A 24,962-nucleotide genomic window follows, 5' to 3' on the forward strand; every position below is an offset into this window, starting at 1 on the left:
GAGATCGATGATGAAATTGACAAGAAGAGATTTTCTAATTAAGGGTACAGCCTTGTTCGCTACGTTAGGGCTTGGTGGCGGGTTGTTGTATACGCAGACTGGGAAGTCTATATTCGCAATTGGCTCCGAACAAGAAATCGATGATCCGGTACTAGTTGTTGTGCAGTTAAGTGGCGGAAATGATGGGATCAATACATTAATTCCATATGGGCAAGGCGTCTACTTCGATGCAAGACCTACCCTAGGCTATAAGCAAAGCGAAGTGCTTGCACTTGATCATCGCGTAGGTCTCCATCCAAGCCTAGAGGGGGTGGCTGCGCTGTATAAGCAAGGGAAGTTGGCTGTTGTTCAAGGGGTTGGATACCCCAAGCCCGATCATTCCCACTTTCGATCGATGGAGATTTGGCAAACGGCCGAGCCTGATAAGATAAGCCATAGCGGCTGGCTGGCGCGTTATGTCGAATCCTCCCTAAGGCAAAGCAGCAATCCACTTAAAGCTGTTCAAGTAGGCAATTCTGGCAGCAAAGCCTTCCATTCAGATACGATGAGTTTTCCGGTGATACAATCACTTGATACCTATCATTTAATTGATTCCAAAACAGGGATACAGGAGAAGAGTCGAATCCTGAAAGCTTTTCAGGACATGTATGGTCCGCAAGATCAAATGGAGCAGTTACGCATTACATGTCAGCGAGGAAGCGACGCTTATAAGAGCGTTGAGGCCATTCAAGCGCTATCCGCGAATTATTCAAATGCGATTGAATATCCGAACTCAAGTTTTGCAAAGGATTTGCAGCTTGTCTCCAAATTGCTCGCGGGGAAGTCAGGAACAAGAGTTTTCAATGTCCAGTTAGGCGGATTTGACGATCATGCGGATGAGAAAGTGCAGCATGCCAAAGTATTGAAGCAATTAGATGAAGGGTTGACCGCCTTTTACAAAGATATGGAGTCGCAAGGCTTGCAGGATCGCGTTGTTGTTATGACATTTTCGGAATTCGGACGTAGGGTGAAAGAGAATGGCAGTGGCGGGACGGATCATGGCACAGCAGCTCCAATGTTCGTGCTTGGCGGCAAAGTGAAGGGTGGGCTCTACGGCGCCTATCCGAATCTGTCGAATCTGGACAATGGCGATTTGAAATATGAAGTGGACTTTCGGTCTGTCTACAGCACGATCATTGAAAATTGGTTGGATGGGGATGCTCCTGGTGTGCTCGGTAAATCGTATGAGAACTTAAGATTTATATAATAGAAGGAAGCCGAGGGACGCGCCTCGGCTTTTTACGGTTCTCAGACATGCTGAACCATATACACTTGTTCCAACTGTAAGGTGAAGCCTGCGCGGCCCAATGCTTCAATGACAAGATGGTTTGTACTAGAAAGATTAATAGTCATTCGCTTGCACGCGCCTCTATGTGGTGCGTAGACCTCAGTTAACATCTCATTAATGATGTTAGCAGCGTTACTTACGCTAGGGTCAACTTCACACTGATATAGGATGATGGTACTAAGCTCACCTTGTTCATTATAGATACTTCTATAAAGGGAATATCCAATAACTTCACCTGAGTGCTTATTATAAGCAAGCACGAGCTCACCGCTGCGCAGACTTTCCCACTGCGTTTGCCAAGCACGATCGTTGCGATATATAGGAAGAAATCCGAGCTCGGCAGGGGATGCTTTTTTCAGTGTAAAATAATCTTCATGATTGGATCTGGGTAGGAAAGCATTAGACAGTAGCGCATCAGTCGTTTGGAACATAAGGAGACGATCCTTTGTTTGGTAACCCATGTTTTCGTAAAGTCGTATCGCTCGTTCATTCTCAGAGAGCGCTTCCAGTGTTGACACATGTACTGCTTGTTCACGATATAGGCTGATTGCTTGTTCAATAAGGAGCCTACCTATTCCCTTGCCACGATAATCAGGGATGATACCGGTACCTCCGTTCCAAGCAATTTTCTGTCCTTGGTAGGTGCGGAAAGCATTGGCAACAAAGCCGATAGGTGTCTTTTCATCAAATGCAACTATAGAGTGGTCAAGGGAAATACCTTCATTGGCAGTGCGCTGTACGAATGTATCTACAGTCAAAGTTATTGGGATTAAATAGTGCTCAAAGCCCTTGTTCCAGAGAGAGACGGCATCTTTTAATGATAGTTCGCTAAACGTATGGAAGGTAATCAAGGTGGATCACGCCTTTCGTCCTAGTCAAATTAGAGTCTATTTTCAGTTTAGCACGCTGAGGGAAATAATGGTAATATGTAGAAAAGATACAGTGAGTTACTGTGTAGCCGGAGGGAGTATATCGTTTGAAAATCAAACCTATTTCAGATCATCTGCAAGAGAACTTAAGCATCCTGTTTGTAGGTTATAATCCGAGTCTTCGTTCTGGAGAAACCGGTCATCATTATGCGAGTCCAAGCAATCGATTTTACCGAATTTTGTTTCAAACAGGGTTAACACCACGTTTATACAAGCCTCAAGAAGATGGTGATTTACTACAGCTAGGCTATGGTTTTACAAATATTGTTTCCCGTCCAACGTTGACTGCTGCTGAGATTTCACCTGATGAGTATCGTGAGGGAAGCGTAATTCTGAGGGATAAAATACAGACCTATCACCCAAAGGTTGTTTGTTTTGTCGGGAAGGGCGTCTACGAACAATATAGCGACAAACGGGGGATGCCATGGGGGGTTCAACCACAGCCTGTTGTGACTGGGGTCATCGAATACGTATGTCCTTCTTCCAGTGGGCTTGTCCGAATGAAACTGGAGGAACTGGTTGCGATTTATAGCGGTTTGCTGGCGTATAGCCAAGCAGAGAGGAGCACATGATGAATATGCCATGGTTGGAGTGGGCGAAGCAAATTCAAGCGATTAGTCAAGCAGGTCTTGAATATGGTGAAAATGGGTATGACTTAGAGCGATACGAAGCGTTGCGTACGATTAGCGTTGAGATGATGAGTTATTTTACCGACACACCCGTCGACAAGGTGCGAGAGCTGTTCGCTAGCGAGACGGGCTATGCCACGCCTAAGGTCGATATTCGCGCTGTCGTTATTCAAGAAAATACCATACTGCTTGTGAGGGAAAGAGCTGATGGCGCTTGGTCTTTGCCTGGCGGCTGGGCGGATATTGGATATACCCCCTCTGAGGTCGCCGTGAAGGAGACCAAAGAAGAGGCTGGGTATGACGTGCGGCCAGTTCGTTTACTAGCGGTTCTCGACAAGAAGCGCCATCCGCATCCTCCCTCGCCTAACCATGTGTACAAGATGTTCATCTTGTGCGAGTTAGTAGGCGGGGAGGCACTAGAGACCGGTCTGGAGACGACCGGTGTCGGTTTCTTCGACATGAGCGGGCTGCCGACGCTCTCTACGGAGCGGAATACGGCTGGCCAGCTCCAAAAGATGTTTGAACTCGCGCGAAACGCTAATTCACAGGTATTGCTTGATTAGACGGGACAAGATCCCCAAGAGGAAATACGTCTAGCCGTTCATAAGCTGGCTGTTGTCCCAGGTGACTTCGATACAGGACGATGTCTCCTGCCTGCCATGTGGGCCATCCACCAGTAGGTGCTTCTACTTCTAGCCATGATCGCTGAAACGGACCGGATGCTGCTCGAAATCGCCGGGCTAGTGTAAGATGCGGTCGATAGGGGCGAGCCTCCGTAGCGAAACCTCTGCGGTTGCAGGCATCCTCGACTTTGTGTTGAAGTTTGTTCAGCGCACTGAGATCTCCCCCCACACCTGCCCACAGAATCGATGGCGCTGCCTGAGGGCCGAATACACCCAGGCCTTCAACATGAAGAACGAGTGGAGATGAAGCGGCGGCCATCTGACGTAAGTCGGATGTGAGGAGATCCGCAATTTCAGCGGTCGTATTCCCAAGAAATTTCAAAGTAATGTGGACGTCCAGCGGGTGGGTCCACTTACTGAAAGGCAGTAACTGCTCAAGGGTGTCTTTCCAAATCGTCATCACCTCTTGGGCTTCTTGCGTGAGCTGGAGTCCAACGAACAGCCGATAAGTGTCAGCGGTCATTGAAGAAGATGGATAGGATCTCATTGTTGTTGAAAGCTCCTTTTTTTGCGAAGTAATAAACCGTTGGTCAAATCTTCTGTTAGCATTGCCAACTGAGGTTTTACTTGATGCATAGTGAGAATATTGCTATCATAGCCATAATACAAAAAGCAAAGGTGTGGTGAATCATGGGTAATCGGGCCTACAATTTCAATGCAGGACCAGCGGCACTTCCGCTAGAAGTTCTGCGGAAAGCACAGGAGGAGCTTGTCGAATTCAAAGGAATCGGCATGTCCATTATGGAAATTTCTCATCGCAGCGCGGAGTACGAGCAAGTACATAATGAAACACAGCAATTGCTCAAACAAATTTTTGGCATTCCAGATGGCTATCAAGTGCAATTTCTACAAGGTGGCGCGAGCACGCAATTCGCCATGATTCCGCTGAACTTTTTGAAACCTGACAAAGTAGGCAGCTATGTACTTACTGGGGCATGGGCTGAGAAAGCTGTGCAAGAGGCGAGCCTGTTTGGTGAAGCTGCTATCGCGGCTAGCTCTAAAGAACAAAAATTTATGAAAATTCCAGATCTGAGCGAGATTCATCTTCGTTCGGATTCCGCTTATCTCCATCTGACTTCCAATGAAACTATTGAGGGTGCACAGTTCCAAAGCTACCCGGACACAGGCAATATTCCGCTCATCGCAGATATGTCCAGCGACATCTTGAGCCGACCAGTCGATGTGTCCAAATTTAGCATGATCTATGCAGGGGCTCAGAAGAATCTTGGTCCATCTGGTGTTACTGTCGTTATTGTCAAAGAGGACATGCTGCACGATTTACCAAAAACGATTCCTACAATGCTGCGCTATGAAACGCACAGCAAAAATAACTCCTTGTACAATACGCCGCCAGTGTATTCAATTTACATTATGAACCTTGTGCTGAAATGGATTCAGGAGCAAGGCGGCCTAACTGTCATTGAGAAAAATAATCTTGAAAAATCAGGCCTAATCTATGACGCTATAGATCAAAGCGGTGGCTTCTATAGGGGACCAGTTGATAAAGGCAGTCGTTCGACGATGAACATTACCTTCCGCCTGCAGGACGAAGAGCTTGAGAAGAAATTCATTAAGGAAACAGAACAACATGGTTTTATAGGTTTGAAAGGACATCGCAGTGTAGGCGGCTTGAGAGCCTCGACCTACAATGCAGTTCCTTACTCCTCATGTAAAGCATTATCCGATTTCATGACCGATTTCCAAAAACGAAACGGCTAGTAGATAGAATCCGTTTGTGATCTTCGTTAATAAGCTATTCATGACGCACTCAGGTGCTCGTGAATGGCTTTTTTGGTGCTGGATGAATATGTAGGCATAGAACAAAAAATGATCGGTTAGAGGCCCTATTGAGACTCTAATAGACATCATCATCCTTCGTTTAATGTAAGGGCTAGAGGTTGTATTTTTAGGGTTCGAAGGTTACCAAAATGTACTTGACTATTGTTGATTAGGGGGATATTATGGAGAGCCATCTAGATGTTGTGACATTCGACAAATAGGAATTTGCAAGTAAAAAATTTTTGGATTTGTTGCAAACCTTGAGAGCCGCATCCTGCTTAGGTTTTGGTGTTTAGAGGGCAGGGAGAAGGTGAGTGTTGCCGGTTTTTATGCATTGACAAACACAATATATTGATATAAATTTGAATCTATCAACTACATATCGTGATGAAAAGGCGTGATCACGTTTCAAAGAATCGTGACTACTTAATAGGGAAAGTCAGGTTAAAAGCCTGCGCGGTCCCGCCACTGTAAGGAAAAACACCTCTTCGAAAATCCGCAGGTCTTGTCGAATAGACGGCCTGAAAAGATGGAAGAAGTAGATGATTCCGAGCCAGATGACCTGCCTTTTCTTGTGACATATCCCCTACGGCAGATAGGCGGCTGTGACGACTCCCACTTGCGCGGCAAGCGTTTATTTTCGCATGTCTTCTGTGGCGTATTCGGTCCTTGTTTATGCCGAGTGCGTCATTTTTATTTGTTCATGATACCTTTGCTTACATAGACCACTAAGATAGAAGTTTAAGATAGAGAAGGAGACAAATTCCTATGCTGATTGCGTACGATTCAAAAACGGGTAATGTTCGTAGATTTATCGCCAAGCTGCAGATGCCAGCGGTTCAAATCGAGGAAGCCTTGAAGATGGACGAGCCATTTGTTCTCGTAACCTACACAACTGGTTTTGGTCAAATTCCACAGAAGGTTGCTTCATTCCTAGAACAAAATCACCCGCGTATGATCGGCGTAGCAGCCAGTGGTAATCGCAACTGGGGAGATGGTTTTGCGAAAAGCGCAGATACGATCTCAGAACTATATGATGTACCTGTGTTAACGAAATTTGAATTATCCGGCACCAAAAATGACGTAGAACGCTTTGTACAGGGGGTAAATGCAATTGCGGCACATTGAGCTTAATAACCAATTAATGCAACGCGGAGCGGATGGTTTTTTTCAATTAGAGAAGGATAAGGAAGCTGTTCAAGTATTTATGGAGGAAGTTCAAGGCAGCAGCATCGCGTTTCCTGACACCACTTCCAAGGTGCGTTATATGATCGATAATAACTTCTATGAGGACGTATATAAACATTATACAGAAGCGGAAGTTGAGCATATTTATCAAGTAACTCATGAATCGACGTTTGAATTCGCCTCCTATATGGCGGCTTCGAAATTTTATACAGACTATGCGCTGCGCAGTGACGACAAGACGCTATATCTAGAGCACTACCCGGATCGCGTTGCGATTGTGGCCCTCTATTTGGGACGCGGTGATGTGCAGACAGCACGCGTATTGGCTCAATCGATGATGGAACAACGTTTGCAGCCAGCGACACCAACGTTTCTTAATGCAGGGAAGAGCCGACGGGGTGAAATGGTTTCTTGTTTCTTACTAGAAATGGATGATTCGCTTAACTCGATCAATTATGTGTTAGCCACTTGTATGCAGCTTTCCAAAATCGGTGGCGGTGTAGCTGTCAACCTATCTAAGCTCCGCGGACGTGGAGAGTCCATTAAAGGCGTCGAACATGCGGCCAAAGGAATTATGCCGGTGCTGAAGCTGATGGAAGACGCCTTTTCTTATGCAGACCAAATGGGTCAGCGCAAAGGATCAGGAGCAGCGTATTACAACATTTTCGGTTGGGACGTTATGGAGTTCCTAGACAGTAAGAAAATCAATGCGGACGAGAAGTCGCGATTGAAGACATTATCGATTGGCTTAATCGTTCCGGACAAGTTCTACAAGCTCGCAGAAGAAAACAAACCACTGCATGTGTTTGCGCCTTACACTGTATTCCAAGCATACGGCAAGCATATGGATGATATGGATATTGATGAAATGTATGAAGAATTACTTGCTAATCCGCGTGTGAAGAAAAGGGTTGTCATGAGCGCGCGCGATATGCTGGTCAAAATTGCGACTACCCAGCTGGAATCCGGCTATCCATATATGATGAACCGCACGAATGCGAATCGTGATCACGCCTTAAAGGGGATTGGCACGATTAAAATGTCTAACCTGTGTACGGAAATTTTCCAACTGCAGGAGACTTCGGAAATTAACGATTACGGGCAAGACGACGTTATTCTTAGAGATATCAGCTGTAACCTGGCTTCAATGAATATCGCCAATGTAATGGATCGCAAAAAATTGCGTGAAACGGTGCACGAAGGTATGATCGCTCTGACTGCTGTTAGTGATATGACAACGGTTGGGAATGCGCCAGGCGTAGCCAAAGCAAACCGTGAGCTGCATTCAGTTGGCTTAGGTGTTATGAACCTGCACGGTTACTTGTCCAAGAATAAGATTGCTTATGAGAGCGATGAGGCAAAGGATTTTGTTCGTACGTTCTTCATGGCGATGAATTACTATTCAATTGAGCAAAGTAAAGAAATTGCTAGAGCGAAAGGCCAGAAATTCGATGGGTTTGAGCTTTCGGAGTATGCGAATGGCGCTTATTTCGACAAGTACTTGACTACGGATTACCAACCTGTTACCGACAAAGTAAAAGCATTATTTGAGGGTATGCACATCCCTTCGCATAGCGACTGGGCTGCGCTGAAAGAAGAGGTGCGTGTACACGGCTTGTACCATGCATATCGGTTGGCGATTGCTCCCACGCAAAGCATTTCCTATATTCAAAATGCGACTTCCAGCGTTATGCCGATTGTTGAGCCTATCGAGACGCGTACGTACGCAAACTCAACTACGTACTATCCAATGCCTTTCATGGAAAGGGATAATTTCTTCTACTATAAGTCTGCTTACCAAATGGATCAGTTCAAGATCCTCGATCTCATTGCCGAAATTCAAACGCATGTAGATCAAGGTATCTCAACGATACTCCATGTGAATAGTGACGTTTCGACTCGACAGCTTGCCAGATTTTACTTATATGCGGCGCACAAAGGACTTAAATCGCTCTACTACACGCGAACGAATCAGCTCTCCGTCGAGGAGTGCGTCAGCTGCGCGGTGTAATTCGGAAGGGGATTGAACATAGATGAGCACCATCATCCATTCTACTAAAAAAGCCGTTAACTGGAACCGGCCTGATGATGATTTCACGATTACTTTTTGGAATCAAAATATTATGCAGTTTTGGACGGACGAGGAAATTCCGCTATCCGATGATAAAATGTCATGGATGACGCTGAATAACGCGGAACGCGACTTGTACATGAAGGTGCTTGGCGGACTTACGCTGCTTGATACGATGCAGGGCGGCGTTGGCATGCCTAAGATTCTGGAGCATGTGGACGGACTTCAGCGCAAAGCGGTACTTAGCTTTATGGGGATGATGGAGCAAATTCACGCAAAGTCGTACAGCAGCATCTTCACGACGCTTTCAACGACGGAGGAGATTAACGAGCTCTTCCTATGGGTGGAGCGCAATCCGCATTTACAGTTTAAAGCGAACACGATTTCCCGCTATTATGAGTCGATTCATACACGCAAAGAGCTGTATTTGGCTATGGCAGCATCCGTATTGCTTGAGAGTTATTTGTTCTATAGCGGCTTCTTTTACCCCCTTTATTTGGCCGGACAAGGTAAAATGACGAGCAGTGGCGAGATCATTGACTTGATTTTGCGTGATGAAAGTATCCATGGACTTTATATTGGTGTCTTAGCACAAGAGGTTTACGCAGAGCTAAGCGCCAAGGAACAGGCTGAGGCTTACGAGATCTTGTGCAGCTTGCTCAAAGAGCTGCATGCGAATGAAGAGCGCTACACGGAGAGCCTATACGGCACGCTTGGGCTGGCGGAAGATGTGAAAGCATTCTTGCGTTATAATGCGAATAAAGCTTTCATGAACCTGGGTGTTGAGCCGATGTTTGAGGAAGAGGAGATCAACCCGATTGTTCTTAACGGTCTAAGCACGAAGACGAAGCAGCATGACTTTTTCTCCAAAAAAGGAAACGGTTATGTACGCACGATCCATGTTGAACCGCTGACGGATGATGATTTCAGCTTTGAAGAGCTGAAGGAGAAGGTTGAAGCTTAAAATTATTTGAGGAAACTCAGCAAAAAAGACGATTTTCAATTCGATTTTTGAATTGAAGGTCGTCTTTTTTTGAAAGCCAGACGGACGCCCTATCCTTGTATATCGTTTCTTTAGAAATGAAGGGCGATTGTAGATGCACTAGATATCTGACGCTTGTATTGACGGGCGTAGATGATTTGCAGTTTATCTATCTACATACGAGGTGTTTTTTTAAACTGATACGGTGTCATACCAACGTGTTTCTTGAACATTTGGCAAAAATAAGAGAAGTTGCCCAGCCCCACAGCCCGTCCGATTCCTTGAATCGGAAGGTCGCTTGATTTGAGCAGCCAACAAGCTTGTCGGATGCGTCGAGCAGTCAAATATTCAATAATGCTGCTGCCTACCATTTGCTTAAAAACCGCGGATATGTGATTTGGCGATAAATGAATAGCCTGTGCGAGCTGGCTTAGCTCAAACGGCTCCATGTAATGGATTTCGATCCATTCCATGACCTTCTCTGCAAGGGAAGAGGACTTTACTTGGGAAGTACGTTCAGCCGATCGTTCATAATTGGTTAATGGATAGGAAGTTTTCAGATGATGCATCAAGCTGATCAAGAAGAACAACTGCTCTTCAAGCAAGTGTTCCGGCTTGGCATGCTCAATATTTTGCTGGTGCGTATGGAGTAAGTTATGCAAAGCATCCGTGTTTAATCCGCTTATGTTTTGTATGGACAAGGGATCCTTCCAAAGCTTCTGGAAAAATTCGCGTGTGGAAGGGAACGCGACCAAACAGCTATCAAGCAGCGCGGGCTCGAAGACGAAAAAAGATCGGATATACGACTGCTGGGCTAGTTCGTTCATGCGTATTCGATGCAGCTGGAAAGGCTTGAAGTAAAAGAGTCTACCAGGTACCAAATCGAAAATTTGTTGTTCCACAACGACTGTTCCGGTGCCTTCGTGAACAATGAGAATTTCCATACCTTGGTGTGCGTGGTAGATTTCAGCGAATGCATTTGTTCGATTTCGATAAAATTGAAGATGTGCAGGGTGCTGATTAAGGTTCAAGTAATTCATGACCTTCATGCTCCGAATGACTCCCCTCTTCTTAAGTAACTAAATCATAATTTAACAACATTTTATCATAAGATCACTACACTCTGTTCGATTGATTTTTGCTATACTGAGGGCAACAATTTTATCGGGAGTGATGGGCATTGCTTGGCCAACGTTTGATTCAAAATTGGGAGCACTACTGTGGGAGTTTGGGAGGCGTGTGGGAGGTATGGCGGGGCGAAAAGCTTCAAAATCACTATAACGTGCCATGGAAGGAAACGGAGCTTCCACATTCTTATAATGCCTTGGATACCATGGACCCGGACAACAAGTACTATCAAGGGCAGGGCTGGTATCGGACGAAGCTGGAGGTGAACAATCCGTATCCGAGAGGACGAACACTGCTGCACTTCGAAGGGGCTGGACAGCGTTCTAACGTATATGTTTATACCCAGCAGGTAGGAGAACACCTAGGAGGGTATGACGAGTTCACGATCGATATTACAGAGGCTACGGCTCAGGCGCAGACAATCGAACGCTATGACGGTAAAGTTCCAGTAGCCGTTATGTGCGATAACACCCGTGAGCTTGAGACGATTCCATCAGATGCCAATGATTTTCACCTATATGGCGGTGTGTATCGTTACCTTAACCTGGTCTATGTGCCAGCGGTATCGCTGGAGCATGTGCATATCGAGACAAACACGAGCAATTTGCAAGAAACTGCGGAAGCGGGCTTTCATTCAAAACCAACCTGCAGTGTGAAAGTTCGCGCCGCGTTGTATAATCCGGAATTGCTGAGCGATAACGTGCAGTTGACGATCCAACTAAAGGATCATACGGGTAAGGTGATAGCCGTATCGAACGTGAGCTGTATGCCTTGGGAAGGGGATAAAGAGTTAACAGTCATCGAACTTGATTCACCACAGCTTTGGTCGACGGATCGACCTGTCTTGTATAGCTGTACCGTGGCACTTTCGAGCGTTTATGGAGAAACGGCTGTGAAAGAGAAATTTGGGGTGCGTTTCTTTGCGTTTATCAAGCAGGGTCCTTTCAAGCTAAACGGCGAACGGTTATTGCTGCGTGGTACTCATCGGCATGAAGATCATGCCGGCGTTGGACCCGCGATGACAGAAGCGATGATTCGCGAAGAAATGCTTTTGATTAAGAGTATGGGCGCAAACTTTATTCGGCTTGGTCATTACCAGCAATCGAGAATCGTACTGAATTTATGCGACGAGCTCGGCATACTTGTGTGGGAGGAAATTCCATGGTGCCGTGGAGGGCTTGGAGGCGAGGCTTATCGGCAACAATGTCGTGATATGTTAAGCGCGATGATCTCTCAGCATTACAACCACCCATCCATTATTCTTTGGGGACTCGGCAATGAAAACGATTGGGAATGCGATTTTGATTATTTTGATCAGGAACAAATCCGAGGTTTCATGAAGCAGCTTCATGATCTGTCACACCAGTTGGATGAAGGGCGTCTAACCGCGATACGAAGATGCGAGTTTTGCAAAGACATTATTGATGTCTATTCGCCTTCAATATGGGCAGGGTGGTATCGGGGGATATACACAGACTACGAGGGAAGCTGCCGGACGGCTTTCGAACAGGTAGATACCTTTTTCCACATGGAGTGGGGGGCGGATAATCTGGCAACACGCCATGTGGAGCAAACTTACACGGGCTTCGCGTATATTCCTCGGGGCGATGGGGCTGCAGAGGAGCGGGACGGAGATTATTTGCTCACTGGGGGCGATTCGCGTGTCTCTAGGGATGGGGATTGGTCAGAGACCTACTTCTGTGAAATGATCGATTGGTATTTGAAATGCCAAGAGGGAATGGATTGGCTGACAGGGGCAGCCCAATGGTCTTTTAAGGATTTTGCTACACCTGTCCGTCCGGATTCTCCGATTCCTTATCTGAACATGAAGGGAGTCGTTGAACGAGATTGGACGAAGAAAGAAGCCTTTTATGTATTTCAATCCTATTGGACGAAGGACCCTATGGTACGCATTTATGGTCACACCATGCCAGTTCGCTGGGGTACACAAGAGGAGCTGAAGTGCCTGAAGGTGTACTCGAACTGTTCGAAGGCGGAGTTGTTCCTTAACGGGGTTAGCTTAGGTGTGAGGCAGCGGGATTCTAATGACTTTCCATGTGCGGGTCTACGTTGGCATACATCCTTTAATCCTGGCATTAATCATGTGCAAGTCATCGCTGAGAAGGACGACATCATCGTGAAAGATGAGCTGGTCTTTAACTATCAGACAGAGTCATGGGGAGAGCCGACGGAACTTAAGCTAACAACAGAGAAGCAGGATGATGGCCGTATCTATGTGGAGGCGCGTATGTTCGACGAGAAGGGTGTCTTTTGTCCGAATGCTGCTCATTTTGTTCGATTCGGGCTTTGTGGAGATGGCAGGCTTCTGGATGGCCTTGGCACGATTCATGGTTCACGGCTCGTTCAACTGGCAAGCGGACATGCAGGTATTTATGTCGATCCGCAGGGTGGAAGACAGGCCGCGATCGGCGAGACTGCGTTCGTGTCTGCGGGCGGGCCGTCAATAGCTGCTGTAAAAGCAAGCACGCATGCTTATAAGCCAGTTTCTGTCTTGAGCGCAAAATGCGAAGGCATGGCTACGGCCTTTATTAACATATAGTAAAAGAGAGGGAGCTAACCAATGATGAACAAGACACCGATTCACTCTGAGAAGTGGAAGAATGCGGCAAGTATGAAGGAAGCACTGCCCTCAGTATGGGAAGCGCTGCAGGTTAAAGTGGATAGGATGATCAGGCAAATTGGCGCCAAATCACCGCATGTGGCTAAGGCAGATGGCATCTATGATGATATGCGGATCGATTGGTGGACGTCTGGTTTTTGGCCGGGAATCCTGTGGATTATGTACGATATGACTGGCAAAGAACATTACAAAGATGCGGCTTGGAGTTGGGATGAGCAATTTGAAAAAAAGATGATTGAAGCAAACAATTATCATCACGATGTAGGATTTCAATTTCTGCCGACGGCGGTTATCAAGTATAAGCTGACTGGTGATCAGGACGCAATGCGCCGAGGGCTCTTCGCGGCAAACTTCTTGGCAGGGCGTTTTAATTTGGCAGGGCGATTTCTCCGGGCCTGGAATCAGGATAAGATAGGTTGGTCAATTGTAGATTCATCGATGAATCTATCGCTGTTATTTTGGGCTGCGGAGGAGACTGCTGACCCGCGCTTTGCACAGATAGGCAGGGCGCATGCCAATACGGTAGTGGACCGTTTTATCCGTGAGGACGGTTCCGTGAATCACATTCTTAGCTTCGATCCTGGATCGGGCGAGTTCATTGAATCGCTTGGAGGGCAGGGGGCAGGACCCCAATCTTCCTGGAGTCGCGGGCAGGCATGGGCGCTGCATGGTATGGCTAACACGTACCGCTTCACGGGGGATGTGAACTATTTAAGAGCGTCTCAGCGAGTAGCGCATTATTTTCTAGCCTGCCTGCCCGATGATCAGGTGGCTCACTGGGACTTCCGCGCAGACGAATCGCCTGTGGGCATCCCGCGGGACACATCGGCTGCAGCCTGCGCCGCATCCGGTCTTCTTGAGTTGGCTGATGCGGTTCCATCTGCGGAGGGCGCACTTTATCGACGGGCAGCCGAACGTATTCTGTTTTCCTTAACCCAGAGCTATGCAACATGGGATCAACCCGAGCACGAGGCGATTCTCATTGAGGGTACGGGTAATTTCCCAGCCAGTCAGAACATTGATGTTTCATTGATCTACGGGGATTATTATTACGTGGAAGCCATTGCGAAGCTGCTTGGTTGGAAAAATCGTATTTTCTAGAAAAAGGCCTGTGAAAAGCTAAATTCATTATGAATTAGCAGATCGCAGGCCCATTGTATGTTCAATCGTCGTTGTATGAAGGGAGAGGATATATTCATGCCTACGTTGATTAACTTCAACTCACTTGTACCTGAGAAACAACGTCTTACTTTTTTGGGAGATAGCATAACGAATTCCGGCTTGTTTATTGCTTATATGGACGCCTATTTTCGTCAGCATATGCCTGAGAGAAACATCACGCTTATTAACCTGGGGGTAAACAGCGAAACCGTTTCAGGGCTAAGCGAACCCGACCATCCGTTCCCACGGCCCTGTCTACAGGACCGATTATCCACGGCTTTGGAGCAAAGTAAGCCGGACTGGGTTGTTATTGGGTATGGCATGAATGATGGGATTTATTCTCCATATTCGGAAGATCACTTCAAGGCTTACCAGGAAGGGATAAGGAAGGTTGTCTACGAGGTCAAACGCAGGGGTGTTAAAGCGATAGTGATGACACCGCCTCCGTTTGATGCGGCTTCCTTTGAGGGTGAATTGATTTTGTCCGGCAGCTATAGCTGGAAGACGCCTTATCGGAGCTATAACGAGGTATTGAAACGATACGCAGATTGGCTGCTGTCTCTTGGAAACGAGGTGGATGGAATCGTTGATATCTATCAACCGCTCTTGCAAAGCGTAGAAGCTGAAAGAAGGAAAGATCCCTCTTATCTGTCTGGAGATGGGATACATCCTAACGCCAAGGGGCATTGGGTTATGGCCAAAATATTGCTGGGCGAGCTGTTTAATATTACACTCGCACGGGAACCCGCCTATGTGGAGAAGCCGGAGGAAGACGCTTTTTTCACGATTGTACAAAATCGGCATTCGATCTTAAGCGCTGCTTGGAAAGAACACGTTGGGCATACGAATCCGAACAAAGACGAGGCTCTGCCGCTTCATGAAGCGATCCTTCGCAGCGCGGAGATGGATGAGCAAATAGGTCACTTGCTGAAAGAACAAAGTGACGCTATTATGGAGCAGCCCTTTGAGAACGGGGCAGTCCGTAAAGATTTTTATTTGAACGGTCGCGAAGCCGTGCTGATTTGCCCCCAAACGCCAGCCCCAGGCAGGCCCTGGGTATGGCGGGCTGAATTTCTAGGTGCTTTCGACTATGCTGACAGGGCGCTGCTTGAGGAAGGTTGGCACCTCGCGTATTATCGGCTTAGCCATATGTTTGGCTGTCCCTATGCAATTAGCCTCATGCATCACTTTCAGCAGCATTTGGAGATTAGCTACAACCTGTCTCCTCGAGCAGTTATGTTCGGGTTCAGCAGAGGGGGCCTGTATGCGATGAATTACGCGGCAGCCTATCCGAACAACGTGCGGCTCTTATATCTGGATGCGCCGGTTCTGGATATTCGAAGCTGGCCTGGCGGCAAGGGGCAGGGTCAAGGCTCACCGAAGGATTGGGAAAAATGCCTTGCTATTTATGGAATTAACGATGAGACGGCTAAAGGTTTTTATGGTAATCCGCTTGATCATATAGATAAAATTGCGAGTGCGCTTCTCCCGATTATGGTGGTAGTTGGAGATCGGGACCGAGTGGTTCCCTTTGAGGAGAATACAGCTATATTGGAAGCGCGTATTCGAAGCTTAAAGGGCAACATTCAAGTACTTGTTAAACCGGGTATCGACCACCATCCGCATAGTTTAGAAGATCCTGAACCGATTATTGAATTTATTAAAAAGCATTAAAAACCCCAAAATATGAAGGGATTCCATGCATCTGATCAACCCATTGCACCCTCTTCCGCACGAATTACCATAGACGCGCTAAACGTTAGCTATACTTACGGGAAGTCGCGTATTTCCCGATTCGTTGAGGCGCTAAAACAGAAATGTACCTCTTACTGTAACAATTTAGGTATAATGGTGATGAAAGCAGTTACAACATGGTGATGAGGGGTCATTCAGATGCGTCTTGCTCGAATTCGTTTTAACAAACGAAGTGTCATGGTTACTTGGCTTATATCTTATATTTCAGTGCTGTTTGTTCCGATTATTATTAGTGGTGTTTTATACGCTGCTGCCTGGCATGTCGTGGAATCGGAAGTCAATCGTGCGAACAATTCAGTTTTAGAGCAGATGGAGCAGGCGATTGACAACAGCCTTAAAGGGATCGAGCGGTTAAGTGTAGAAATCGCTCTCAGCAAACAAGTGACAGGATTCATGAATACGGTGAAGCCGCTGACGGATAGCGACTACTACGACTTGGTCAGCATCGCTAACGATCTGCGGGTATACCAAACAGCGAATGATTTTATCGAGCAAATTTACATCTTCTACCGGAACAGCGACACGGTTATATCCACTCGCGATCATACGGACAGCCGCAAGTTGTTCGAAGCGATACGTATGAAGGATGAGCTTAGCTACGAGGAATGGGCGCAATTTTTTGAAAAGCCATACATTCAAGAATATGCGCCCATCACGTTAAGAGAGGATGGCAATTCAGTTAAAGCTGTGATGTATGCCAAATCGGTCATTCTCGCTAATCCAGATCATCCAGGTGCGGTCATTTTATTTGTGATGAAAGATTCGAAACTGCTCGAGAATATTCCATCTGCCTCTAATAAGACCTCGATAGCGGTTCTAGATAAGGAAAACCGTCTGGTTGCTTCGACTGGCTTCAAACATAGACCGGACTTTCTGGATTACGATAAGTTCTCTGGGAAAAACGGTTTGTTTATCGGCACCGATTCTGGCAAACGGGCGGCCGTTTCCTACATAACCTCGGGCAGTACGGGGTGGAAATACATAGCGATGATTCCTGCTGAGCTGTTTGACGACAAAATGAAATACATGAAGAAGCTAATCTACGCCAGTATTTTATTAAGTCTTTTCATGGGCGGAGTGGTTACTTACTTGTTTTTGAGAAAAAATTATATGCCAATTCATCTCCTCATTCGGAGTTTTTCCGTAAAATCAGGTATTTCCTTTCATGAAGGCTCCAACGAATACGGATTTTTACAAGATACATTGAATCATACATTCGCAGAGAAAGAACAAATTGATAGACGGCTGCATCAGCATCGGGATGCCATCCGTTCACATTTTCTTCAGGGACTGCTGAAAGGCCGTTTGGAACAAAATGTTCCTGTGCACGAATCGCTGGTTGCCCATGATATTCGCTTGGCTTCGCCGCATTTCGCTGTGCTGCTGTTCCAAATCGAACATTTCGGTAAGCTTGAAATCAGTGATTATGCCGCTCCCCAGAAGGTAAGGATGCTTCATTTCATTATTATGAACGTGGCTGAGGAAGTCATCGGTAATCACAATCGCGCCTTCACTACAGAGATGGACGATCTGCAAGCATGCATCGTTAATTTCGGGTCAGAGCCGGATAAGGAAGAGCTGAAACGAGTGGCCATGCAGGTGAAATCGTATTTGCTCGATCACTTCCATGTTCACTTGACGGTGGCGATTAGCGGCATTCACCAAGAGATCTATGGGATTCCGACAGCCTATCAGGAGACGCTGGCTGCATTGGAGTACCGACTTGTTATGGGAAGCGGGGAAATTATCGGGTACGATGATTTACCGAGCTCTGAAACAGTACGGCAATCCAGGAGCTATTACTATCCGCTGCATGTGGAGCATCAGTTGATTAATTTCGTTAAGAGTGGCGATTATGAAAAATCGAATGCGCTTATCAATGAAATTATCGAAATAAATGTGTCGGATGCTTCCTTGTCCGTATCGCTCGCTAAGTGCCTCATGTTCGACTTGATCAGTACGCTGCTGAAAACGATGGATGAAATCGGGGCGAGCAGCAACAAACGAGAATTTATAGAGCGTGGGAATCAGGTTGATCGGTTGATAGGCTGCCAAACGATCAAGGAAATGAAGTTGCAAATCCGAGAGGTGCTGAATCAGGTGTGCCGATCCATCCAAGAAGACCGACAACAGGAGCATAATCAGCTTAGTCAGCATGTGATCGAGTACGTAATGAACAATTACAGTGACGAAAATCTTAACATCTCGCTGGTGGGAGAAAAGTTCGGGCTGACACCCTCTTATTTATCCAAGCAGTTTAAAGCACAGACAGGTGAAGCGCTTTTAGATGTTATCAGCAGAACGCGTTTGGCGGAAGCGAAGAGGCTGCTCTCGCTGCAAAAAATGACGGTGGCGGAAATTGCAAAAAAGGTCGGATATACCGATATCAATACGTTCAATCGAATCTTTAAGAAGTTTGAAGGGATAACGCCGGGCAAGTATAAGGATATTCAATGATGTTAATCCCAAACGGAAAAGTCGTACAAGCATGCTTGCGCGACTTTTTCGTTTTTAGATAGCGATTTCATGAATGAATGGTGGGCATTATCGATTTTAATGATGCAGTTTAGGTTTTAACGCTATCGGATTCAACCGTTTTCAATCGATAATAAAACCACGGTTCACCGAAGTGCGTTGGACCCATTTACAAGAGGGGGATTCACATGGAGAAATATGCTAAAAAGAAATCGATAAGTTTTGTATTAAGCGTGGTAGTAGCATCCAGTTTGTTCGGCGCGTGTTCCAATCAACCTACAAATGAAAGCGCGATCACATCTGCATCGACCTCGTCGAAGCCAACGACAGCAGGCAAGTACCCGATCAGCACGCAAGAAACGTTAACATCTTGGGAGCCGATGGACACGAACTTGTCTTCGTTCTTTCCTAATTTAGCTGAATCGCCTTTCGGTCTACAGTTGGAAAAAGAAACGGGCGTTAAAGTGAAATATACACATCCGGCTGACGGACAGTCGAAGGAGCAATTCAATCTGTTGATCGCATCCAATAAATTGCCTGATGTCATCGAATACAACTGGGGCGGCGGCGGTGGAGGGAGCGGGAGCTCTGTTTATCCGGGGGGGCCGGAGAAAGCGATCACAGACAAGGTTATTCTTCCGCTCAATGATTTGATTGACAAGCATGCGCCCAATTTGAAGAAATTGCTCCAACAAGACAAGGAATTAGACAAGATGATCAAAACGGACAGTGGGAAATATTACACATTTCCGATGATCCGTCCTGACAATGGATTAGTATTCAGGGGTCCAATGATCCGCAAGGATTGGCTTGATGAATTGAATCTTCAGGTTCCGACGACGATAGACGAATGGTATACGGTATTAAAAACGTTCAAAGAAAAAAAAGGTGCGCCCGCACCATTTACCGCCCAGTATACGAACGAGCTGAATATACAGGATGCATTCATCGGCGCCTACAAAACGGCCAACAGGTTCTATATCGATGATCAAGGGAAAGTAAAATACGGCCCCATCGATCCGCAGTTCAAGGAGGCTTTGATCTTGCTGCGTAAATGGTATGCGGAAGGGCTGCTCGATAAAGACTTTGCACTCAACACGGATTCCAAATCATTAGATAACAAGTTAATGAGTGACAGTGCGGGAGCAACCGTAGGTCTATTAAGTGGAGGTATGGGGAGATGGATGGATACCGGGAAGAAGAAAAATCCGAAATTCCAACTGGTTGCTGCCCCGTATCCGACCTTGAAACAAGGAGAACGCGCCTTCATTGGACAACGTGATTTCAAGTACAATCCGCTCGCTAGTAAAGCGGTTTCGGGTGATACGAAGAACGCCGAGCTCGCGGTTAAATGGTTGGATTATGCTTACGGTGAAAAAGGCAGCCTGCTGTTCAACTTCGGCATTGAAGGTGAAAGCTACAAGATGGACAACGGCGTGCCTAAATTTAGCGAGAAAATTACCAAAAATGAGAAGTTTAATCTTCAACAAATGGTATCCCAGTATACGAAGCCGAACGGTCCATTTCTCGGAGATAATAGAAAGAACTTCAACACGTTCAAGGAGCAGGATGAAGCTATCCAAATTTGGGGTGCAACTGACGCTGTTAAACATGTAATGCCCCTATTCATCACACCAACTGTAGAAGAGAGCAAGGAAATGGCCAAATTGAACACGGCGATTACCAGTTATAAAGAAGAAATGTTCGTGAAGTTCGTAATGGGTAAAGAGCCCATCGAGAAATTCGATGAGTATGTAAATCGGATTAAAGAAATGGGTATCGACAAAGTAACGAAAATTAATCAAGAGGCATTCGATCGCTATAATAAGCGCTAAAAATCATCATGGCGTCTTGCAGGTCAATAAGAACGCTTGGTTGGCAGCCATAATTGCCTGCAAGGAGCTAGCCGATGGATAGAGAGGGAGAGATCCAATGAAAGCAATCAACCATGAAGCTGTCATCTCTTTCATACCTAAAAAGAGATCCCAACTTGGGATATGGACGGATATTCGAAAAAATAAACTGCTCTATGTCATGCTGCTACCCGTGCTGCTCTATTATGTGATATTCCATTATGCACCGATGTATGGAGCCATTATTGCCTTTAAGGATTTTTCTCCGCGACTAGGTATATGGGGGAGCGAGTGGGTGGGATTTGAGCATTTTCAAACGTTCTTTACTGGCCCCTATTTTTGGAGGACGATAAAAAATACGGTTCTGATCAGCGTCTACCAGCTAGTGTTCGGATTCCCGGCGCCCATCGTATTGGCCCTTCTTCTTAATGAGGTGAGACATGCCTTATTTAAACGTACGGTGCAGACTGTTACCTATATGCCGCATTTCATTTCACTTGTTGTCATTTGTGGCATCATTAAAGATTTCACCACTAGCGATGGCGTAATTAACGACCTGGTTGTTTTTTTCGGTGGGGAACGAACCACCTTTCTACTTGAACCGAGCTTTTTTCGTTCTGTGTACATATCCTCGGGTGTTTGGCAGCATATTGGCTGGGGAACGATTATCTTTTTGGCTGCTTTGACCGGAATTGATCAGGAGCAGTATGAAGCGGCGAAAATAGACGGTGCCGGCAGATGGAAGCAAATGACGAATGTGACGCTTCCTAGTTTGATGCCGACAATCATTATTCTGCTCATTTTGGAGATCGGACGGATGATGAATGTCGGATTCGAAAAAATCATTTTGCTTTATAATCCAGGCACGTATGAAACAGCAGATGTGATCTCATCTTATGTGTACCGGGTTGGCTTGCAGGATTTCAATTACAGCTTTAGTTCGGCGGTCGGTTTGTTTAACTCTATGATCAATTTCGTTCTGCTAATTTGTTCTAACTGGTTAAGCCGTAAATTCAACAATACGAGCTTATGGTAGGGAGGAGGGTCTACATGCTGAATCGGGTGACTGCTTCGGAGAAAAGCTTCGATTATATGAATATGATTTTTTTGACCTTTCTTATGGTCATAACCATATATCCGCTTGTATATGTTGCGCTGGCTTCGGTTAGCGACGCTGGAGCTCTGATGGGTCATAAAGGTATATTATGGCGACCACTCGGATTTTCACTCGATGCCTATACAAATGTGTTTCGGAACGCCATGATCCTGAGAGGATACGGGAACACGTTTTTTGTCGTACTGATCGGTCTTGCGCTCAATATTGTACTTACTGCTTTTGGGGCGTATGCGTTATCGCGCAAAAGCTTGGCATACCGCCGGCCGCTTATGCTGTTTATCGTGTTTACAATGTTTTTCAGCGGAGGGTTGATTCCTTTATATTTGACGATCAAAGGGGTAGGACTGGTAAATTCGCTATGGGCGCTCATTATCCCTCAAGCGATCAACACGTTTAATCTCATTCTCATGAAAACGGCGTTCGAAGCGATTCCTGATGCTTTGGAAGAATCGGCCAAGATAGATGGGGCGAACGATTTTGTTATTCTGTTCCGGATTATTTTACCGCTTTCTATGCCCGTTATTGCTGTTATGCTGCTGTATTACGGCGTCAGCCATTGGAACTCTTGGTTCAACGCGATGATTTTCATACAGGATCGATCGCTGTATCCACTTCAGCTGGTGCTGCGCGAAATTTTGCTTCAAGGGGAAGCGAGTTCGAACTTAGGGGCCTCCGACGGAGCTTCCGCGATGCTGTCGGTTACACTGAAGTACGCAACCATCATTGTAGCGACGGTGCCGATTCTGCTCGTGTATCCGTTCCTTCAAAAATATTTCGTTAAAGGCGCGCTTATCGGAGCGATTAAAGGATAACGGATAACGGATAACGGATAAAGGAAGGAGCATGCAATGAACGACGTGGAGACAGCAAAAATGGCGTTGGATGTACCATGGGAGCATTTTATGGACAACAATGACATGGAGTGGGTCGTTAAGCCAGTCAGCTGGGATGAAGGCGCCTTTATTGGCAATGGTTCGATCGGCGCGATGGTTTATGGGGAGGAAAATGCGAAAAAACGTCATGTGCTCCGCTTTGTTACGGGTCGCACAGATGTGACGGCAAGCCGAACGGACAGACCGGGATTCCCACCGCGCGTACCGATCGGTGAGCTTAACCTCGAGATGGAAGGCATGATCTATCACCCAACGAGCCTCCGGGTGGACTTATGGAACGCGGAGCTGCGCGCGACTTTGACGACGACACGGGGGGAGGTAAGGCTCCGTTCTATTGTCCATAGCATGAAACCGATTATGGCCGTCGAGATCGAGACATCGGAAGGAGAGCTCGGTACCCAGTATGCATGGTACGCCTATTCAGAAGTGGATCATGTGCTGAAAAATGCAGACGGTTTTAATTTAAATCAATATATGCCTCCTGTAGAAGTGGAAAAGTTGGATGTGCACGGAGTGAACGTATGCATTCAGCGATATTCGCCAGAGGAAGGATGTGTGAGCGCGTGGAAGGAAATTCAAACGTCTTCGAATCGTAAGGTCTGCTTTATGACGATCTCCAAAGGCCATGATGAAGCCACGATTATAGAGGCTGTGGAAACGGTTATTCAGGCTTCCGACGCAGATTTCGACCAATGGGTACAAGCTCATCGTCAGTGGTGGCAAGAATATTACCAGCAAAGCTTCGTCTCGATACCAGACGAACGTCTCCAAAGCTTTTACTGGATTCAAATGTATAAATTGGCTTCAGCTACGAGAGCGGATAAGCCAATGATCGATAATCAAGGACCATGGCTTACTTCAACTCCTTGGCCGGGGGTATGGTTCAATATGAATGCACAAATGAGTTATTCGCCAGTCTATACGGCCAATCGACTGGATATAGGGACATCGCTTGTTCGTACATTAGATGAGAACCAGGAGAATCTAATCAACAATGTGCCGGAGTCCTGCCGGTACGACTCCGCAGGACTCGGCCGCAGCTGCAGCTATGATTTGCGGGCCGAGGTGGATGATGAAGTTGGAAATTTGATCTGGATTTGTCATAATGTATGGAGGCAGTATCGGTACTCCATGGACGATGTGATGCTGAATAACGTCTTATTCCCCCTATTGCGCAGAAGCGTGAATTATTATCTTCACATCCTAGAAGAAGGAGACGACGGTTGTCTGCATTTGCCGCCGACCATATCACCTGAATACGGCTCATTTATGCAGACGAGAGTAAGCGACTGCCACTACGATCTCGCTTTGCTGCGCTGGGGCTGCGCAACGCTTCTGGAAATCTGTGATCGGCTAGGGGAAAACGATCCACTTATCGGCAAGTGGAAGGAAGTTCTGGAAAGACTGACTCCGTTACCTGTTGATGAATCTGGCTATATGATCGGCAAAGACACACCGCTCGCATACGGACACCGGCATTTTAGCCATCTTCTAGCCATTTTTCCGCTGCATTTGATCGCTTGTGACCGTGAGGAGGACCGAGATCTGATCGCAACCTCACTTCGTCATTGGATCGGGAAGGAAGGCGACTTGCGGGGCTTCAGTCTTACAGGTGCTGCTTCCATCGCAGCCACACTCGGTCGGGGCAATGAGGCGTTACGGTATTTGCAAGCCCTGATGTTGATCATTAAGCCGAACACGATGTACAAGGAAGCAGGTCCGGTTATCGAAACGCCGCTTGCTGGCGCAGAAGCGATCCACGACATGCTGCTTCAGAGCTGGGGCGGAAAGATACGGGTATTTCCGGCAATGCCACACGAGTGGCGTGAGGCAGCTTTTGATAACCTGCGAACGGAGGGGGCTTTCTTGGTCAGCGCGATGCGCTTTGATGGTGAAACCCAGTTTATCCGAGTGAAGAGCTTGGCCGGAGAGCCATGCGTAATGAGGACGGGCTGGAAGGGTGTTGTCCGCTGGAAGAAAACGGGGGCCAACGCAGTGGAGCAAACTACCTATTTAAATGCAAGCATAGACGAAATTGTATTGGATTTGAGAAAAGGAGAAGAAGTCATCATGTACCAGGGCAACGTGGCACCCGATCTGCGAATTCGCCCCGTAGAATCCGAACGAAAGGTGGTTCGTTATTTCGGAGGACATAAGCCTTGGCGTCTTTATGAATTGTAGAGGAAATGAAAATGCAGGGCTATTTTGGGTTATGAGGGGGTGCTGTTTCGATTTTAATGAATAATTAACATTAATGAAGATTTACAATCACAGTGGTTCATATACAATTGGACGTAGAGTGCGCACTCTACGAGTTGAAACGTTTTAAATATGAGAGTATTGGTTAAAGG

At 46.5% G+C, this 24,962-nt stretch carries 18 protein-coding genes and 1 riboswitch; of the genes, 15 read left to right on the forward strand and 3 right to left on the reverse strand.

The features are described from left to right. Nucleotides 1-7 precede the first annotated feature (7 nt). Nucleotides 8-1,246, forward strand: a complete 1,239-nt coding sequence (locus GK047_RS19825; protein ID WP_240344053.1) for a DUF1501 domain-containing protein — start codon at nt 8-10, stop codon at nt 1,244-1,246. Between the two features lie 41 nt (nt 1,247-1,287). Here the strand turns inward: GK047_RS19825 and GK047_RS19830 are convergent, their stop codons facing one another. Continuing rightward, complete coding sequence (locus tag GK047_RS19830; protein WP_163950703.1) at nt 1,288-2,178, reverse strand: GNAT family N-acetyltransferase; 891 nt, start codon at nt 2,176-2,178, stop codon at nt 1,288-1,290. Between the two features lie 131 nt (nt 2,179-2,309). Here GK047_RS19830 and GK047_RS19835 point away from each other — a divergent pair, with 131 nt between their 5' ends. Next, complete coding sequence (locus tag GK047_RS19835) at nt 2,310-2,828, forward strand: uracil-DNA glycosylase family protein (RefSeq protein WP_163950919.1); 519 nt, start codon at nt 2,310-2,312, stop codon at nt 2,826-2,828. After that, nucleotides 2,828-3,448 (forward strand): NUDIX hydrolase, encoded by a 621-nt coding sequence (locus GK047_RS19840; protein WP_163950921.1) that lies wholly within the window; start codon nt 2,828-2,830, stop codon nt 3,446-3,448. Before GK047_RS19835 ends, GK047_RS19840 begins: the two co-directional genes overlap by 1 nt. On the opposite strand, the gene thpR is transcribed toward GK047_RS19840, so the two are convergent. Beyond that, on the reverse strand, nt 3,423-4,055 hold the full coding sequence (thpR, locus tag GK047_RS19845) for an RNA 2',3'-cyclic phosphodiesterase (protein WP_163950705.1): 633 nt from the start codon (nt 4,053-4,055) through the stop codon (nt 3,423-3,425). The two genes, GK047_RS19840 and thpR, sit on opposite strands and share 26 nt — an antisense overlap. A 143-nt stretch (nt 4,056-4,198) precedes the next feature. Between thpR and serC the strand changes: the two genes are divergently transcribed. The 4 genes from serC (at nt 4,199) to nrdF (ending at nt 9,570) form a co-directional block, all read left to right on the forward strand. Beyond that, nucleotides 4,199-5,287 carry a 3-phosphoserine/phosphohydroxythreonine transaminase gene (gene serC / locus GK047_RS19850; RefSeq protein ID WP_163950708.1) on the forward strand — a complete coding sequence of 363 codons (1,089 nt, stop codon included), beginning with the start codon at nt 4,199-4,201 and terminating at the stop codon, nt 5,285-5,287. 436 nt (nt 5,288-5,723) lie between these two features. After that, nucleotides 5,724-5,931: riboswitch (cobalamin riboswitch) on the forward strand. A 184-nt stretch (nt 5,932-6,115) separates the two neighbouring features. Further along, complete coding sequence (nrdI, locus tag GK047_RS19855; RefSeq protein WP_163950711.1) at nt 6,116-6,475, forward strand: class Ib ribonucleoside-diphosphate reductase assembly flavoprotein NrdI; 360 nt, start codon at nt 6,116-6,118, stop codon at nt 6,473-6,475. After that, nucleotides 6,462-8,546: a class 1b ribonucleoside-diphosphate reductase subunit alpha gene (gene nrdE / locus GK047_RS19860; RefSeq protein ID WP_163950924.1), complete on the forward strand. Its 2,085-nt coding sequence runs from the start codon at nt 6,462-6,464 to the stop codon at nt 8,544-8,546. Before nrdI ends, nrdE begins: the two co-directional genes overlap by 14 nt. A gap of 22 nt (nt 8,547-8,568) precedes the next feature. Then, the gene (gene nrdF / locus GK047_RS19865; RefSeq protein WP_163950713.1) at nt 8,569-9,570 is read left to right on the forward strand and encodes a class 1b ribonucleoside-diphosphate reductase subunit beta; all 1,002 of its coding nucleotides are present in this window, start codon (nt 8,569-8,571) and stop codon (nt 9,568-9,570) included. 191 nt (nt 9,571-9,761) lie between these two features. Here nrdF and GK047_RS19870 read toward each other — a convergent pair whose 3' ends face one another. Further along, complete coding sequence (locus GK047_RS19870) at nt 9,762-10,637, reverse strand: AraC family transcriptional regulator (protein WP_205516886.1); 876 nt, start codon at nt 10,635-10,637, stop codon at nt 9,762-9,764. Between the two features lie 131 nt (nt 10,638-10,768). Between GK047_RS19870 and GK047_RS19875 the strand changes: the two genes are divergently transcribed. The 8 genes from GK047_RS19875 to GK047_RS19910 all read left to right on the forward strand — a co-directional run bounded on the left by GK047_RS19875 (nt 10,769) and on the right by GK047_RS19910 (nt 24,792). Further along, a complete protein-coding gene (locus GK047_RS19875) occupies nt 10,769-13,276 on the forward strand; it encodes a glycoside hydrolase family 2 TIM barrel-domain containing protein (RefSeq protein ID WP_163950715.1) in 2,508 nt (835 codons plus the stop codon). A 72-nt stretch (nt 13,277-13,348) separates the two neighbouring features. Then, the gene (locus GK047_RS19880) at nt 13,349-14,458 is read left to right on the forward strand and encodes a glycoside hydrolase family 88 protein (protein ID WP_163950928.1); all 1,110 of its coding nucleotides are present in this window, start codon (nt 13,349-13,351) and stop codon (nt 14,456-14,458) included. A 96-nt stretch (nt 14,459-14,554) separates the two neighbouring features. After that, nucleotides 14,555-16,192, forward strand: coding sequence for an SGNH/GDSL hydrolase family protein (locus tag GK047_RS19885; RefSeq protein WP_163950718.1), 1,638 nt, complete (start codon nt 14,555-14,557; stop codon nt 16,190-16,192). 219 nt (nt 16,193-16,411) lie between these two features. Then, nucleotides 16,412-18,730, forward strand: a complete 2,319-nt coding sequence (locus tag GK047_RS19890) for a helix-turn-helix domain-containing protein (RefSeq protein WP_163950721.1) — start codon at nt 16,412-16,414, stop codon at nt 18,728-18,730. A gap of 206 nt (nt 18,731-18,936) precedes the next feature. Next, entirely contained in the window at nt 18,937-20,583 is a 1,647-nt protein-coding gene (locus tag GK047_RS19895) for an extracellular solute-binding protein (RefSeq protein WP_163950724.1), read from the forward strand. A 97-nt stretch (nt 20,584-20,680) separates the two neighbouring features. Then, a complete protein-coding gene (locus GK047_RS19900; RefSeq protein ID WP_163950727.1) occupies nt 20,681-21,637 on the forward strand; it encodes an ABC transporter permease in 957 nt (318 codons plus the stop codon). 14 nt (nt 21,638-21,651) lie between these two features. Then, nucleotides 21,652-22,530 carry a carbohydrate ABC transporter permease gene (locus GK047_RS19905; protein ID WP_205516887.1) on the forward strand — a complete coding sequence of 293 codons (879 nt, stop codon included), beginning with the start codon at nt 21,652-21,654 and terminating at the stop codon, nt 22,528-22,530. Nucleotides 22,531-22,566: 36 nt separating this feature from the next. Beyond that, nucleotides 22,567-24,792: a glycosyl hydrolase family 95 catalytic domain-containing protein gene (locus GK047_RS19910; protein WP_163950730.1), complete on the forward strand. Its 2,226-nt coding sequence runs from the start codon at nt 22,567-22,569 to the stop codon at nt 24,790-24,792. The last annotated feature ends 170 nt before the right edge of the window (nt 24,793-24,962 follow it).

Source organism: Paenibacillus sp. SYP-B3998, assembly GCF_010820665.1.
GTDB lineage: Bacteria > Bacillota > Bacilli > Paenibacillales > NBRC-103111 > Paenibacillus_E.

What these genes read in the sequence shown, in the direction of transcription:
- GK047_RS19895 (WP_163950724.1), top strand. Translation starts at nt 18,937, where the DNA reads ATGGAGAAATATGCTAAAAAGAAATCGATAAGTTTTGTATTAAGCGTG.
- GK047_RS19890 (WP_163950721.1), top strand. Translation starts at nt 16,412, where the DNA reads ATGCGTCTTGCTCGAATTCGTTTTAACAAACGAAGTGTCATGGTTACT.
- GK047_RS19840 (WP_163950921.1), top strand. Translation starts at nt 2,828, where the DNA reads ATGAATATGCCATGGTTGGAGTGGGCGAAGCAAATTCAAGCGATTAGT.
- GK047_RS19905 (WP_205516887.1), top strand. Translation starts at nt 21,652, where the DNA reads ATGCTGAATCGGGTGACTGCTTCGGAGAAAAGCTTCGATTATATGAAT.
- GK047_RS19880 (WP_163950928.1), top strand. Translation starts at nt 13,349, where the DNA reads ATGAAGGAAGCACTGCCCTCAGTATGGGAAGCGCTGCAGGTTAAAGTG.
- thpR (WP_163950705.1), bottom strand. Translation starts at nt 4,055, where the DNA reads ATGAGATCCTATCCATCTTCTTCAATGACCGCTGACACTTATCGGCTG.
- nrdI (WP_163950711.1), top strand. Translation starts at nt 6,116, where the DNA reads ATGCTGATTGCGTACGATTCAAAAACGGGTAATGTTCGTAGATTTATC.
- GK047_RS19910 (WP_163950730.1), top strand. Translation starts at nt 22,567, where the DNA reads ATGAACGACGTGGAGACAGCAAAAATGGCGTTGGATGTACCATGGGAG.
- serC (WP_163950708.1), top strand. Translation starts at nt 4,199, where the DNA reads ATGGGTAATCGGGCCTACAATTTCAATGCAGGACCAGCGGCACTTCCG.
- GK047_RS19825 (WP_240344053.1), top strand. Translation starts at nt 8, where the DNA reads ATGATGAAATTGACAAGAAGAGATTTTCTAATTAAGGGTACAGCCTTG.
- GK047_RS19870 (WP_205516886.1), bottom strand. Translation starts at nt 10,637, where the DNA reads ATGAAGGTCATGAATTACTTGAACCTTAATCAGCACCCTGCACATCTT.
- GK047_RS19900 (WP_163950727.1), top strand. Translation starts at nt 20,681, where the DNA reads ATGAAAGCAATCAACCATGAAGCTGTCATCTCTTTCATACCTAAAAAG.
- nrdF (WP_163950713.1), top strand. Translation starts at nt 8,569, where the DNA reads ATGAGCACCATCATCCATTCTACTAAAAAAGCCGTTAACTGGAACCGG.
- GK047_RS19885 (WP_163950718.1), top strand. Translation starts at nt 14,555, where the DNA reads ATGCCTACGTTGATTAACTTCAACTCACTTGTACCTGAGAAACAACGT.